This is a genomic window from Paenibacillus sonchi (assembly GCF_016772475.1).
GTDB classification, from domain to species: domain Bacteria; phylum Bacillota; class Bacilli; order Paenibacillales; family Paenibacillaceae; genus Paenibacillus_AQ; species Paenibacillus_AQ sonchi.
The window spans coordinates 3892982-3908403 of record NZ_CP068595.1 but is presented as its reverse complement, the minus strand read 5'-3'; the positions used below and the strand labels follow the sequence as shown (position 1 = coordinate 3908403).

Sequence of the window (15422 nt, the reverse complement as noted above, 5' to 3'; positions counted from 1 at the left end):
TAAATCTGTATCTATGTTCAGCCCGTCCCCTATTTCAGGGAACCGAGCATGACACCTTTTTCAAAATACTTCTGGAAGAAAGGATACATAATAATCAGCGGCAGACTCGACACCACAATGGCAGCATATTTGATGATCTCGGACAACCGTTTCATTTCCGCCATGGCGAGCTGGTCACTGATCATGCCCGGATCGACCTGGTTCTGAATCAGGATGGAACGCAGTACAAGCTGCAGCGGATGAAGGTTCGGATTATCCAGATAAATCATGGCATCAAAATAGGAATTCCACTGGCCAACAAAGGCGTACAGGGCAAGCACGAAGATAATGGGTTTGGAGAGCGGCAATACAATGCCGATGAAAATCCGCCACTCGGATGCCCCATCCACATTGGCTGCCTCCCTCAATTCATTGGGCACACCCTTGAAAAAGGTACGGGACAGGATAATGTTCCATACGTTGACTGCACCGGGAATGATAACGGCCCAGACGGTGTCGAGCAGGCCCAGATTTTTGACCAGCAGGTAAGTCGGAACAAGTCCCCCTCCAAAAAACATCGTGATAATGAACAGCGTCATAAAAAAACCTCTGCCCTTCAGCCTGTCATCCGACAGGGCATAGCCTGCGCAGATAGAGACCAGAACAGTAAGTATGGCAAATGCCACAGAGTAGAAAACAGCGTTTCCAAAACCGCGGATCATCGCCGGATTGGTCAGGATCATTTCGTAGCCGTCTAAGGACCAGTCCGAGATTTTGAAGGATAATCCTTGGCTGAGCAGTACCGACGGGTCCATGAAGGAAGCAATCACCACATAAACGAGCGGAAGCACCACCACCAATACAGCGAGCGTCAAAAACGTGGCATTCAGCGCGAGAATAAAGCGGTCCAGCCGGGAATGTTTGATGAACATGAACAGGTGCTCCTTTCTTAGTAAAGGCCGTCGCCCTCATTCAGCTTCTTCACAATGAAGTTCACTGTAATGAGCAAAACAACGTTGATAAGCGAGTTGAACAACCCTACTGCGGCTGAGTAGGCGTAGTCGCCCGACTGCAAGCCAATTTTGTACACATAAGTCGGAATGATCTCGGAAGTCGGCAGGTTGGTCGCCGTCTGCATGAGATAAGCCTTTTCAAATCCAATCGACATGATGCCGCCCGCAGCGAGAATAAACACAATGGCCATAATCGGGCGAATGGTCGGAAGATCAATATGGCGTATTCTCTGCAAAAGATTGGCGCCGTCCAGATTTGCTGCATTATGTAGCTCGGGATCAACGTTGGCCAGTGCCGCCACATAAATAATCGAGGCCCAGCCTGCACTCGTCCAGATATCCGACAAAATGTAGATCCAGCGGAAATACTCGGGACGGGACATGAACATCACAGGTTCACCTGTAGCCCAGGTAAGGAGCTGGTTGATCGGCCCTGTCGGGGACAGGAAGATAAACAGCATCCCCACCACAACCACTACGGAAATAAAGTTAGGCGCATACAGAAACAACTGTATGTTCTTTTTGATTGCAGACTTGCGTACCTGATTCAGCATCAAGGCCAGCAGGATGGGAACGGGAAAGCTCAATATCAGACCGAAAAAGCTTAATTTAAGCGTATTCATAAAAATGACTTCAAAATTGGGGGAAGAAAGAAACTTGTTGAAGTTGTAAAAACCTACCCACTCACTGCCCAGGATTCCTTTGATGGGACTGAAATCTTTAAAGGCGATGATCGCGCCATACATAGGGCCGTATTTGAAAATAAGGGTTAGGATCAACGCCGGAGCGAGCATTAAATAAAGAAAGTAATGCTTCTTTACAAAATTCAGCAAGGAGCCCGAAGATCTGGGTACCGTACTTCCGGCATTCGCTTTTATTGTGTTTTGCAATGCCTTTGCCTCCATTTCTTTTACAAATTTAATTTGTGATGCACATGCAGCTCACCGATTCAGCGGCCTTCAAGCCCTGCTGCATTTACAATTTATCAGACAGTTCACCATACGTCAATAAATTTTGTAAAAATATTTTTGTTCATTTGACAATAAAAACAATTCAAAATCAGCTATTTCCCTTTATAAAATAACAAATTGTGGGTGAAAAGTAGGGTTTTTTTGTAATTTTCGGCTTAGCACATTGATGCAGCGTAGTGATTCGTATGGCATTTTTGCACATATGACTATCGTAAAATGTAAACTGATTTGTTCATTTGTAAATTTTATATTGCTATTTTTGGAAAACTATTATACATTTAAGAAAGTTAAGACGATGAGAAGATATGATATAGAGGTGAACGTACAATACATGGCTAGAGATAGAGTAACCATACAGGACATCGCGGATGCTTTGGGAATCTCCAGAAATACGGCCTCCAAAGCTTTGAACGGGACGAAGGGCATTCCCGAGGAAACCCGGAATAAAGTCATTAAAAAAGCCAGAGAAATGAGATACAAGCAGTTTTCCTTTATGGAGGACGAAAGCAAGTTGTCCAAGAGCTCCAGAAACATCGCTTTATTGACAGAGAACTTGCCCAACACCTCCCATTTCGGCTCGACCCTGATCAGCGGCTTGGAGAAACGCATCAGCGCCGAGGGCTATAATCTATCCATTCACATCATCCGGGACATCGAGCAGCAATCTCTGGCCCTTCCCAACAACTTCGATATCTCCAATGTGGACGGGATTATCTGTATTGAGCTTTTCAATCTCGAATACAGCAATCTGATTACAAGCCTTGGTATTCCAACTATTTTCATCGATTGTTCTGCACATGTCTGCTACCCTGAATTTCAAGCGGATGTGCTGTTGATGGAGAACGAACACAGTACTTATCTGGTTACCAAGAAGTTAATTGATGGCGGTTACACAACACTCGGGTTTATCGGGGACTATAATCACTGCCGGAGCTTTAACGAAAGATGGGTGGGGTTCAACCGTGCTTTAACGGAGTCCGGCATCCAGCTGAATCTCTCACAGTGTGTTCTGGATGAGGATCAGAACTTTTTCTCCAGCCCTAGCTGGGCGGATGAAAAGCTTAAGGATATGCCTGAGCTTCCTTCGGCTTTGGTCTGTGCCAACGACTATATTGCCGTCAACTTCATGAAAGCATTGAAGAGTCAAAACTATACCATTCCCGGGGATATTGTGGTCAGCGGTTTTGACAACGGTCCGGAATCAAAGATCATCGAACCTCATCTGACCACCGTTCACATCTACAGCAACGAAATGGGTGTTACCGCCGCTGAAATGCTGCTGTCACGGGTCAGCCATCCCGGACAGCCTTACCAGGTTTCTCATATCTACACCAAACCCATATTCAGGGACTCTACCTCCTTGGAATAATGGTGTGAAGTCTATGTTTCCTATGTTTTCAGGGACGCAAAAGAGGCTGGCCCAAAAGCCATAAAACGGCTACTTGGGTCAGCCCTTGTTGTTTTTCAAGGTAAAATGGAAGTGTCGGCGAAAACAAAAACCAGGTTGGTTACAAACAGGCGTACACGATATTTCTCAATCGCGGATGCACAAAAGGCTCCTGATTGTTCAGCATATGCTGCGCATACATAACGGTCAGCTGCGAAGCCGGATCGATGACGGCCAGGCAGCCGGCGGCGCCGCTCCAGCCAAATTCGCCGAGCGGGCTCAGCGAGCCGCTGCGGGCCTGGGAGATATGGGTTCTGACGCCCAGCCCATAGCTGTAGCCTTTCAGCTGTTCCCAGGAGAAATCGCCGCGCATGCTTTCGGTCAGCTGCTCGGTCCGCATCAGCTCCACCGATGCCGGTGACAGAATACGCACACCGTCCGGGCTTGTTCCCTGATTCGTCAGCGCATTCAAGAATTGCGCGTAGTCGGTCACGGTAGACAGCAATCCCGCCCCTCCGCTCTCGTACTCGCTTCCTAGCCGGAACCCGTTCCCGTCCTTCCGCACGGGCTTGCCGAGCTCATCGCTATATTCGTACTGCGGTGCCAGACGGCTCCGCTTCTCGTCCGGGAGATCGAAGCCTGTATCGGCCATGCCCAGCGGCCCGGTAATTTCCTCCCGGATATACGTGCCAAACCGCCGGCCATCCACAGCCTCCACGAGAGCTGCAAGGACATCATGGCATAAGCTGTAATTCCACCGGGTACCCGGCTCGAATTGAAGCGGCTCCTTGGCAAGGGCCTCTGCAATGGCACGTGTCGGCATTTTGCCGCCTGTGCGGCTTACTGCTTCCTTAATGGAAGGCAGCCCCAGATCATAGGAGAACCCCGCCGACATGGTGAACAGATCACGCACCGTAATCGGATGCACCGCCCGCTCAAGTGCGAGTTCGCCTCCCGGCAATCTTTTCTTTACATTCATTTCAGTGTATTCCGGCAGATAGTCTGACAGCCGGTCATTCAGCAGGAAGGCACCCTTCTCCAAGAGTTGGAGAGCTGCCGTGCAGGTCATGATCTTGGTCAGCGAGTAGAGATTAATAATCCGTCCATCGTCGATTGGCGTCTTCTCTTCCAGGCTGGCATAGCCGTTACGGTAACGGAAAACCGGTTCGTTGCGGTGCATAACAAGCACCTCCGCCCACGGGATACGCCAGGAGGTGATGCGGTCGATAAATGAAGATACAGGTTCAAAGTTCATCATTCGTCATCCTCTTTTTGCAAAGTATAATTATCAAAATTGAGGCTCATTCATAATCAAGAACCACCATTTGATGGCACTCCAGCACGGGTACCGTGTAGTGAACGTTCTGTTCCTCCCGGCTAAAAGAGAGCGGTGTCATCTGCGGAGCCAGATACACATTCTGAACCCGGCCCTCTGTCCGGACAGACACCTGGACATCGTATAGCGGGATAATGTCCTCGATCACTTCGATGTTCTCGCCTCTGCGGACCGGCGACGCATACAGCAGATGATTGACCAGGCGCTTCTCCTCCTTCTGTTCCTGCAGCGTGACGACGCCCTGCGCCGGGAGATTTGTATGCAGGGTTTTGTCAGGAAGCAGCCGGTTCAGCGCGTGCAGAACGGTTTCCTTCACAATCAGGCTGCCTTTGGCAGCGTAATCTTCAAATACATTCCAAGCGATATAAATTCCATTGCCGTTTTCGACCATGCCGGGTCCACCATTAGTGTAACTGCTCGGGCTATGCTGGTGTGAGCAGAAGGTAAATACATCGCGGTTAAAATACGGGTCTTCACGGCGTCCAAGCTCTGTGCCGCCGGCAAGCTCGATCTTCTGCCCCTGGGCATAAAAGATGAAGGAAGCCTCCTGCAGGCTCCCGGGCTTGAAGGCAGGACGGAAATAATCGGGACGGTAAGGATTGGCTTCCACATGCCGCGCCCCGAAATCGACCGCAAACTGCGTCCCTTCCGGATCAAGCCCGGACCAGCCTGTCGCCAGAATTTTACCGCCCTGCTGCAGGAACAGCTCCAATTGGCCGCGCAGCCCTTCATCCACAGCCACATAATCCGGCAAAATCAACACTTTATAGGCTGTGAAATCATGCTCCTTGTCGATAACGTCAAACAGGAATTTCCCCTCCAGCAGTATGCGGGCGGCGCCTGCATCCGATGGCGGCTTGCGCCCGCCGGTCTGTGCCTGCGGGTGAACACCAGCCGCTTCGAGCGACAGCAGCGCGATATCCGCAACATTCGTCGCCTGAGTGCACCATGCTTCTTTGCGCTCGACCTCACGGTAAGCTTCTCCGATCAGGGCATAGGTCGCTTCATCCATATGTCCGTCGGGATGCAGCTGATCACCGATTGAACATCCTGCGCCGTTGGCAATGCTGAGTGCGGTTTCATAACGGAGCGCGTTCGGATGCTTATAGCCGCCGAATTCTCCCCAGGACGTATGGAATTTCCCGGTCATGCCCAGGAATTGGACGCCCAGCGTCTGCGCATATCTGGCCGACAGCGGGAAATGATCATAACCCCAGCCGCCTGTCGGCAGCGATTCCAGCTCCAAATGGTCATTCATAAAGGCCAGATCCCGGCGGCCGCGCGCGATATGTCCGCCATTATGGAAGATCGGCAGCCCCGGCTTGATTGCTTCGGCCGCTTCCTTCACCCTGGCCGTATAATTGGCATAGGTTCTCTCCCAGAGTCTGCGCATCGCCTGCTCATCCCGAGGATCTCCGCCCTCGCGCCGCACGCTTTCTATACAGCTGTGACAGTAACATTTGCGCACACCGACAATATCGAAGAACAGGCCGTCCAGATCATAGCGCGACACGACCTCACGGGTCTGGGCAATCAGGATATCCAGGTAAGGCGTGTTCATGCAGAACTGGTGATATCCCGGTTCCAGGAAGCCTTTCACCCAGTTCGTCTGATCGTTTTCGTCCCGGATAAGCCATTCCGGATGGCGCCTGGCCAGCTTCTCATCCAGACCGGCCGACAGATATACCGGCGTCTTTACGTTAATTTCATGGGCGGCTTCAATCTGGGCTCCAAGTAAATCGAAGCTCAGCCCGGGATGAATCTCATTGGCCTCCGACGGATGATAGGCCCAGCCATGGTGGCATTTGGAGAAGACTGTGACAGAATCCACGTTGCCCAGCTTCAGCATCTCCTGAAACTGTTTTTTGTCAAAACGGGCTCCGATTGGTGTTATGGCTTCGGAGGTGTGATAATCGAGATGAACCTGACGAAATCGCATGTTTTCCCTTCCTTTCCGGATCTTATACCTTCAGTATAATGACTTCTTCCGGGATCTGACAGGTCCTGAATCGACTTATAGTAGCACATTTTCTACCTTATTGAATTTCACCATGCTACAATGAAACCATAGATAACAGGTTCTGAAAGGAGCACCCTGCAATGAATTGCCTGGAGCTTGCCATCCCCCGCTGCCGCAGCTGGTGACCATCGGCCATGCCTTTTGGCCGCCGGGGCAAAAGCATGAAACCCGTTCGTTCGATGTATATGACATGCTGTTTGTCATAAAGGGTACCCTGTATATGACGGAAGATGAGGTGCCCTACGAAATCAAGGCAGGCACCATGCTGGTGCTCGAACCGGGCCGCAGACATACCGGGCATCGTCCTTGTGAAGAAATCACGGAAATTTACTGGATTCATTTTGTTCATCCGGCACCGGTCCGGACGGTTGACAGCGGAAAAATCCCCTGGTCCTTTCCCTATGTCAAAGGGACAAATCTCGATGTGGCTCCGCAGCAGCAGGTGATGTATATTCCGAAGTTTACCGTTTTGCATCCTCCCGGCGTTCTGCCGTTCCTGGAGCAGATGGTGGAGCTTCATCAGGCCTTGTCTCCGGCAAGCTCCTTACCGCTGCAGACGCAGCTTGCCGGTCTTCTGGTCCAATTGCAGGCTGCCGCAAAAATGCAATATGCCCCCCGCGCAAGACAGCTCTGCGATCAGACAATCGCCTACCTCCAGCAGCATCTGACCCGGCCCTTCGACGCCAGGCACATGGAGCAGACGCTTCATTTCCGGTTCGACTATCTCGCCCGGTGCCTCAAAACATACACAGGGATGAGTCCGCTCCAGTATCTGCATGATCTGCAAATCAAGAAGGCCAAATCATTGCTGGAAAACATGGAGCTTTCCGTATCGGAAGTAGGCCGGCAGGTCGGCATTGAAAATGCCAATTACTTCATCCGGCTGTTTCGGAAACTAACTGGAGTCACCCCCGGAAGCTACCGCCAGATCAGGAACGGAAAGGCTTAAAAGCCGGGATAAATCCGGCTTACCCGGTGCCGGGATAAGGCTGGCGCGGAAACCCGTCCGCTATTTGGCCGTATGGTGAAGCGCCGAACGGTAGTCCAGGGGCGTCATGCCTTTGTGTTTTTTGAACAGCTTGCAAAAATAAGGGGCGCTAAGCCCCCCGACCTCGCGGGCGATTCTCTGTACGGACTGCCCGGAGTTCCCCAGCAGCACGCAGGCTTCACGGATTCTTCTGGCCGTCACATAATCCGTAAGCGATACCCCGGTGTACTGTTTGAACAAATGGGATACATAGTAGGAGGACAGATGCAGCTCCCCTGCCAGCAGCTCCAGACTGAAGGGCTGCCGGAAATGGCCTTCGATCCAATCCATAACCGATTCGATATGGGCCGTTGTTTTAACGGACCAGCCCTCCGGCGGCAGTTCCTCCCCGGAGATAACCGCCAGCTGGAGATACCGCAGCAAGGAGATCAGGAACAGGATGCGGGCCTCCTCCTGCCCCTCCCCCGGTTCAAGTACGGCCCGAACATGACTCTCCACCGCTCCCATCAGCCGGCTGTCATCAACAGCAAATCTGGGCGAAGACAGCGTCCCCCTGGACAGAAAGCGGAGAAACGCCTCCAGCTTGGGATATGGAGCCAGAAACGGCTCCAGGTACCGCGGCTCAAAGGTCAGATTTGTCCGGACATAGCGGACATCCCGGGCATCCCTTGGGGCGGGAATCTCCACCTTGTGCAGCTGGTATGGCTGGAAGCAGAATAACGATCCTCCTTGCAGTTCATAGGTGCGCCCCTCCACCTCCACGATCCCTTGCCCTTCATGGATAAATAACAATTCCAGACCCTGATGCGCATGAAATTTATGAAAGTGATCCTCCTGCAGCTCATCCCGGAAAGCCAGAAAAAAGCTGCTGTGACCCGGATCCACATGTTCAATATGTGACGCCAACGCGAACGCCTCCCCCGTTGCTATAATCGCAATTTGGTTACATTTTAGCACAACCGGCAATCATTCGTCCGGTTATATAATAGAGGCAGCATGATAACGCGAAATGGAGGATACCACTATGTGGGCACAAGCCATCGAGGACGCCTTGCGCGTAGTTTCACACAATATTGAGCGATTTGGAGACAAGTTCCCCGTTACAAGCACCCAAGGTGACCGGATCTACCGGCTAACCCCGGGTAACGACTGGACCGAGGGCTTCTGGACCGGACTGCTCTGGCTGTCTTATGAATACTCCAAGGACCCCCGGTTTCGGACGGCCGCTATGACAACCTTGGACAACTTCCGGGAACGCCTTGAGCACCGGGTGGGCCTGGAGCATCATGACATCGGATTTCTCTATTCTCCCTCCATCAAAGCCCATTGGATTCTGGAACGGGATGAAAGCTCCCGGTCCGCCGCCTTGCAGGCAGCGGATGTTCTGCTGGAAAGATGGCGCGAAATTCCGGGAATTCTCCAGGCGTGGGGCCCCAAGAATGATCCCGAGAACGGCGGCCGCATTATCATCGATTGCCTGATGAATTTGCCTCTGCTGCATTGGGCTTACCAGCAGACCGGCCGGGAGGCCTACCGTCAGGCCGCTGAGCAGCAGACGACCATGAGCCGCCGTTTTCTGGTCCGCGGAGATGACTCCACGTACCATACCTTTTACTTCGATCCGGTGACCGGAGACTCAATCCGTGGAGGGACCCACCAAGGGAGCCGCGACGGCTCGACCTGGACCAGAGGCCAAGCCTGGGGTATTTACGGTTTCGCGCTGGCCTACCGGTATATGCGGCAGCCCGGGCTGCTGGAAACCTCCAAGCGGCTCGCCCGCTATTTTGTAGACCGACTTCCTGAGGATAGCGTGGTGTTCTGGGATTTCGATGTGCCGCAGATTCCCGAGACCAAACGGGACAGCTCCGCTGCAGCCATTGCCGCATCGGGCATGCTGGAGCTGGTTGAGCTGCTTCCAGAGCACGACGCTGACCGGGAATGGCTGGCACAAGCAGCCCGGAGAATCGTTGCCTCCCTTGCCGCCAACTACTCGACGAAGGGGGAGCCGGATGCACAAGGACTGCTGAACCGAGGTTCCTACGCCGTCCGGCTTGGTATTTCGCCTGATGATTATGTGATCTGGGGAGACTATTTTTATCTGGAGGCCTTGATGCGGCTGGAGCGGCGGAGTGCCGGGCTATTGGTATGAACGGTAATGACTTTGAGCCAGAAACCGAAAGGATAGATGCACACTTATGAACACCCAGCCTGCATTACAACAGCTGCTGCAAGTTGCAAATGACAGTATGTCCGTTAGCTGCCACGCCGTTCCGGCATGGAATATTCCCGGCTTTTATTTCGACATGGCCGGCCATCAGGCAGCCAAACGGTTGATGGAAGAGGATGCCCAGGCGGCCTGCATGGCGGCATTGGCCTTCCGCCACACCGGCAGGGCCGAATATGCGGATAAAGCGCTGGAATTGATTGATGGCTGGGCGGCCATCAACAAGGTGCTGACCGGCGATGACGGCCCGCTGGTCTCCGCCTATTTGGGAACAGGGCTGATCCAGGCAGCCGGGCTGATCCAAGGCTATTCCGGCTGGCGCAAGGAGAACAAAGACCTGTTCATTGCCTGGATGACTGGTGTGTGCCTGCCCGAGTGGGATCGCATTCCGCTCCGGAACAACTGGTGGAGCTGGAGCTTGTATGCCCAATTATCCTTGTTCCGCCTGATGGGCGACCAAGCCCGTTTTGCGGAAGAAGTCGCCAACCTCAAGGAGCATATAGACAGCTCCCTAGAAACTTCCGGACTCATTCCGGAAGAAACAACAAGAGGATGCAATGCGATCTGGTATCATTATTTCTCCCTTGCTCCCCTCACGGCTGCCATCAAGCTAGTCGCTGACACTACCGGCGAGAATTTGTTCCACTGGACCTCTCCGGGCGGAAAAAGCGTCAAGAAGGCACTCGATACCTTCTTTTATTATGCCGACGGGCGCATAGCGGAATGGCCTTACGGCGACGCTCAGAAATTCCCGGCTCCGCTGGCTTCCGATACATGGCCGCTGGATTTGTACGAAGCCATGTCCAGGGTTTACAGCGATCCTGAATATGAACGTTTCGTCTCCCCTTATCGCCCGATAACCGGGAATAAGAATATACACAGCGGATATTATCAGTCCTACGCCTGGATTTTTCCCGAGCTGCAGTTCACACCCGGATAGCCAGACGTTGCGTTGACAGACGCTGCGCCGCCAGAGCCTTGGACAATTTCGTCCAAGGCTCTGTTTTTTACAAGATGGCATGATCTATTATACAAAGTGCAATCACAGAAAATGCGGTCATCAGAAGTATAAACCCTTCAAAGCACACAGCCCCTCCAGCCTTATGATAATCGGACATCCACACTGAGAAATCAAGTTCAACTTAGATAAGTTTACTTTTTCAGACTGTTCAGAAACACTATTTAGACTGCCGGCCCTTCATTAAGTTAACGGGCAGCAGTTTAGCGATAAACTCAACCCTAAAGCGAGTTCGGCTATCCTAGGCGGTTATAGTTTCCAAAATGAAACCTTAATATAATAAAAGTGGAAACAGCGCTGTTCCAATATTTCTGGGTTGGAGGATGACAAGATGAATATTATATCGGTTGGTCAAAATATCAGGAAATTGCGTGATGAAAGAAATATTACACAACAACAACTTGCTGATTCACTCGGGATAACCTTTCAAGCGGTAAGTAAATGGGAGTGCGGTACTACGGTTCCAGATATTGCAGTGCTACCAGAAATAGCAGATTATTTTAGCGTAACAATTGATGATCTTTTTAAATCTAATATGCCAGCTTATCGTAATAAAGCAGAGCGGCTTATGTCGAAATACGAAAGCGACATTAATAATTCGGAAACTTTTGAATTAGCAAACAAGGAATATACTAAACTTATTTCAGAGAAGAATGCTGCAGCGACAGATTTAGGTAGTTATGCTTATCTAAATGATCTACGTTCACAGTACTACTTGAAAATAGCAGAATCATATTACTTACAAGCGAACGAGGAAGGTAGAGAACAAAAAGATGTATCGTTTTATAAAAACCAAAGACAATATATACTTTTTCTTTCTCGGCTGGGCAGACATGAAGAGAGTATAAATCGGCATGTTTCTCTCCTGGAACAAGAACCGAATGATCCTATGAATTATTCATCTTTAGTGGCGGCATACAAATGCGCTGGTGATAATGAAAATGCAATAAAAACCGCAGAAAAAGGACTTTCTATTTTTCCGAATGATGCGATACTGCACGTATATGCAGGTGATACCTATAAACATCTTAGCCAGTTCGATAAAGCTTCAGAGCATTGGAACAAGGCATTTGAAATTGATCCTGAAATGATCGATGCACGTTATTCTTTAGCATTCCATTTAATGGAGATAGGTCAATATGAGAAGGCTAAGGAAGCTTTTGTTCAAATAAAAGAGTGGAATAATCAAAGAGGATTCGATATCGAGAACAGATGGGTAAACGTTGAGTTAAATAAACTAGAGACAAAAATATGATTTCAAAGTTGGTTCAATGAAACAAGTGCAGCTTGCAATCCCGGTAGCCGCTCTATTTTGCATTAAGTTGAAGGGTAGATTATTTCAGTAAACCAAGTGTTAAAGGAATTATTGATGCTCCTAACAAACAAGTAATTAATTGAGTTGGTTTTGACCTAGGAGATATTTCAGACTGGCCATATACCGAATTGGGGCAAATAGCTATTAAACTAACAGGCAGGCTAGTGAAACCACACAGTTTTTCTAACGTATAATCGTTATTCAAATTTTCCCAGTATGACTGCCGCTGCGGTGTATTACCTTCAGTTCCGCGTGTCTCAATCCGTTTCAGCCCAGGCTCAGCAAAATCAAAATAACCAAATGGCTTTCATTGGATGGTTGTCACCGGTCATGATGGGTTTTTTTTCTTTTCAGATGCCCGCCGCGTTACCATTATATTGGGCGGTTGGCGGTATATTCATTATCGTGCAAACGATCATACTCAATAAAATGTACACGAAGCCAAATGCAGCGAGTAAAAACCTACCTATTGGTATAGAAGATTTATAAAATTAAACCAGTCATAAAACAATACTAAAGTACAAGGCATCTGAGGCGTGACCTCAGATGCTCTGTTTTTTATGTTGGCGGCTAGTTAGCGGGAGACAGCGCGGGGAACCGTATCATAAGTAGCGGCAAGTTTTCAATGAAAAGATTGCAAAGATTTCAAAAGCTTATTCGAATGAAAAAAATATCTTCTCTTTTCCGCAAGTAGAATCAAGCAATGCAATTTCCATTACTCTACAATGACTATAGAGTGGTTGAAACGAGGTGAACAGTCGAATGTACGAGTGGCACAAGCAAATCCAAATAATCGTTAATGAAATTGACGAGTGTATTAAGAATCGTAACAGTGAAGCAATAACGCTACGATTTCTTTCTCGCAAGTTAGGTTATTCCGAATTTCATACTACGAGAAAATTCAAGGAAATATCGGGTATGCAATTTAGGGATTATCTGCGGCATAGAAAATTAGCCTTTGCACTAAAAGAAGTTCGGGATAGTGAAAGAAGCATTTTGTATATTGCTTTTGATTATGGTTTTTCATCACATGAAGCTTTTACCAGGGCTTTCAAGGGAACATATGGTGTAACTCCAAGTGAATACCGAAAAAAGCCCATGCCTGTCGCCCTTCGTACAAAAATAAACTCTTTTGACCGCTACTTTTTCGGATTTGGAGAGATTGGTATGATCAAATCTGCAGATGATGTTAACATTTATTTTGTAACCATTCCCGCACACAAATTTTTGCACATTAAAAACTATGAGAGTAATGGGTATTGGGATTTTTGGCAAAAGCAAAGTCTTATTCCGGGACAGGACTGCGAAACAATTTGCGGCTTACTCGATAGTATCAAGGGCAAATTGGATGACGATGGCGGGAGTGAAGCTAACGGCGGCAGCGGTCAGATTATGGCTTACATTAATGACCCGGATGGCAGACTCTGCGATTGGGGTATTGCACGTACAGAGTGTTTTGGTGTACGTCTTCCTTTTGATTTTAAAGGTGAAGTACCACCACAAATGCTTATGATTGATGTTCTCGAAGCCGAGTATATTGTTTTTGAACATGGGCCATTCAATTATGAGCAGGAAAATCGTAGAGTAGAGGAAAAGATGGAAAGGGCAATGGCAACTTTTGATTTTGCAGACACGGGTTACTGCTTTGATACTTCTCCTGGGAGAATTATTTACGTTTATCACGATCCGGAGCGGTTTTTGAAGTATATCAGGCCAGTACGGAAGTTATAATCAATAAAAACCACCTGCCCAATGCGATAGGTGCTTTACTACATCTGATAACATCCTGACACCGCTCCTTCACAGATAATGACCTCCAAGCCAGTCAAAACGGATTAAGCAGGTACAACCGAGGATGGGGAATGACGAATCCATGTTTTACGAAACCATCCCGCCAATACTCCTGTATGCGTCATGGTTGACAGACCATGGGGTCTGAAGGCTAAAAAAACTGAATATGGTGAGAAACGTTCCAGCGATGGAACTGACGAACAACCGAACAAACACAGGAGGCTGCGAATGAGAACAGAATCCGAAGTTATCGATCAACTATTACAATTTGCTCATGCCGCTGAGAGGGTTCGGGCTAGTGAATCCGAATGTGACTAAGGACATCTTTTGCGATTATGATCTAATATTTGTTGTCACCGAGCCTCGGTATTATGTTGATTATCAGGATTGGATCATTTGGTGAACTGATTATGATGCAGCAGAACGATATTAAGACGGACTGCGAGGACGAATACATTTTTCTTATGCTTTTTACGGATGGAGTAAGAATCGATCTTTCATTCCGCTGAGCGGATACCGTCAACCAGCACATTGAAGATAGTGCAACTGTTATCCTGGTATGTTGGAGCGGAGCATAACTGGGCGTCTCTGGGGTCAGCCTCAAAATGGCTGAAAAGACTATCTTCCTGAGCAGCTATGGCACTCATTCGAGTGTACTTACAGCGGTCCGGCTTCCACGGAAATATGAGAATCCCTTTTTGTTACGATTCGGCTTGCCAAAGAAGTAGGTCAGTCGCTTGCGGACAAGCTTAACTATGAATACCCTATCCGCGATCATAGCAACGTGTTGGCCTATTTGGAGAGAGTACGGGTGCTCCCGAAAGACGCGACGGAAATCTAGAGTACCTGATGAGCATCGGAAAAACGGCATTTCCACAATCATGGGCAAATGTTAGTACCACAATTATATTTAAATGGTGATTGTTCTAAGGCTATCGAACTTTATAAAATGGCATTTAAATCTGAATTAGATTCAATTATGTACGACTCTGAGAAGGAACCTGAGAAATTTGTTATTCATTGCGGAAATGCACATTCTTGGAACTAGGATAATGCTTAGTGATTTTGGTGGAACTAAGGAGGCAACTGGAGATTCCACTATGGAAATGGTCGCCGTTTTTGAAAATGAAGCAGGTTTAAGAGAAGCTTACCAAGTAATAAATGAAGGCAGCAAAACAATTATCCCGATTGGTCCAATATTCTTTAATGAATGTTTAGTCTCATATATTGATAAGTTTGGCGTTCGATGGTGTTTCATGGTATAAGTATGACAACCAATTCGACTCCATTTTTTTTAAAAAGAAGTTATGACCGAGTAACGCAAGCCGCAAGGTTCACCAGCCCCCCAACACAGAACGGCTGCGCTGCCCGTGAAGGACA

General features: G+C 48.9%; 12 protein-coding genes and 2 pseudogenes. 9 read left to right on the top strand and 5 right to left on the bottom strand.

What is annotated here, in order from left to right:
* Window positions 1–29: 29 nt before the first annotated feature.
* Together JI735_RS17325 and JI735_RS17320 are read right to left on the bottom strand one after the other, a co-directional pair.
* Window positions 30–911, bottom strand: a complete 882-nt coding sequence (locus tag JI735_RS17325) for a carbohydrate ABC transporter permease (protein ID WP_039833709.1) — start codon at window positions 909–911, stop codon at window positions 30–32.
* Window positions 912–928: 17 nt separating this feature from the next.
* Window positions 929–1882: an ABC transporter permease gene (locus JI735_RS17320; RefSeq protein WP_020432432.1), complete on the bottom strand. Its 954-nt coding sequence runs from the start codon at window positions 1880–1882 to the stop codon at window positions 929–931.
* 412 nt (window positions 1883–2294) lie between these two features.
* Here JI735_RS17320 and JI735_RS17315 point away from each other — a divergent pair, with 412 nt between their 5' ends.
* Window positions 2295–3332 carry a LacI family DNA-binding transcriptional regulator gene (locus JI735_RS17315; protein WP_039833708.1) on the top strand — a complete coding sequence of 346 codons (1038 nt, stop codon included), beginning with the start codon at window positions 2295–2297 and terminating at the stop codon, window positions 3330–3332.
* Between the two features lie 139 nt (window positions 3333–3471).
* Here the strand turns inward: JI735_RS17315 and JI735_RS17310 are convergent, their stop codons facing one another.
* Both JI735_RS17310 and JI735_RS17305 read right to left on the bottom strand, forming a co-directional pair.
* Entirely contained in the window at window positions 3472–4608 is a 1137-nt protein-coding gene (locus tag JI735_RS17310; protein ID WP_233475929.1) for a serine hydrolase domain-containing protein, read from the bottom strand.
* Between the two features lie 43 nt (window positions 4609–4651).
* Window positions 4652–6625, bottom strand: coding sequence for a beta-galactosidase trimerization domain-containing protein (locus JI735_RS17305; protein ID WP_202676234.1), 1974 nt, complete (start codon window positions 6623–6625; stop codon window positions 4652–4654).
* Window positions 6626–6791: 166 nt separating this feature from the next.
* On the opposite strand from JI735_RS17305, the gene JI735_RS17300 reads away from it, so the two are divergent.
* On the top strand, window positions 6792–7655 hold the full coding sequence (locus JI735_RS17300; protein ID WP_202676233.1) for a helix-turn-helix transcriptional regulator: 864 nt from the start codon (window positions 6792–6794) through the stop codon (window positions 7653–7655).
* Window positions 7656–7715: 60 nt separating this feature from the next.
* Here JI735_RS17300 and JI735_RS17295 read toward each other — a convergent pair whose 3' ends face one another.
* Window positions 7716–8600, bottom strand: coding sequence for an AraC family transcriptional regulator (locus tag JI735_RS17295; protein ID WP_051051580.1), 885 nt, complete (start codon window positions 8598–8600; stop codon window positions 7716–7718).
* A gap of 118 nt (window positions 8601–8718) precedes the next feature.
* On the opposite strand from JI735_RS17295, the pseudogene JI735_RS17290 reads away from it, so the two are divergent.
* From JI735_RS17290 to JI735_RS17260, 7 genes and pseudogenes are all read left to right on the top strand, one after another.
* Window positions 8719–9850: pseudogene (locus JI735_RS17290) on the top strand (glycoside hydrolase family 88 protein).
* Between the two features lie 90 nt (window positions 9851–9940).
* Entirely contained in the window at window positions 9941–10858 is a 918-nt protein-coding gene (locus JI735_RS17285) for an alginate lyase family protein (protein WP_202676232.1), read from the top strand.
* Window positions 10859–11267: 409 nt separating this feature from the next.
* A complete protein-coding gene (locus tag JI735_RS17280; protein ID WP_051051579.1) occupies window positions 11268–12191 on the top strand; it encodes a helix-turn-helix domain-containing protein in 924 nt (307 codons plus the stop codon).
* Between the two features lie 276 nt (window positions 12192–12467).
* Window positions 12468–12740, top strand: coding sequence for a YidC/Oxa1 family membrane protein insertase (locus JI735_RS17275; RefSeq protein WP_083886471.1), 273 nt, complete (start codon window positions 12468–12470; stop codon window positions 12738–12740).
* Between the two features lie 273 nt (window positions 12741–13013).
* Window positions 13014–13982, top strand: a complete 969-nt coding sequence (locus JI735_RS17270; protein ID WP_039833700.1) for a helix-turn-helix transcriptional regulator — start codon at window positions 13014–13016, stop codon at window positions 13980–13982.
* A gap of 334 nt (window positions 13983–14316) precedes the next feature.
* A pseudogene (locus JI735_RS35935) lies at window positions 14317–14551 on the top strand (aminoglycoside 6-adenylyltransferase).
* 501 nt (window positions 14552–15052) lie between these two features.
* Complete coding sequence (locus JI735_RS17260; protein ID WP_039833699.1) at window positions 15053–15307, top strand: hypothetical protein; 255 nt, start codon at window positions 15053–15055, stop codon at window positions 15305–15307.
* Window positions 15308–15422: the final 115 nt, after the last annotated feature.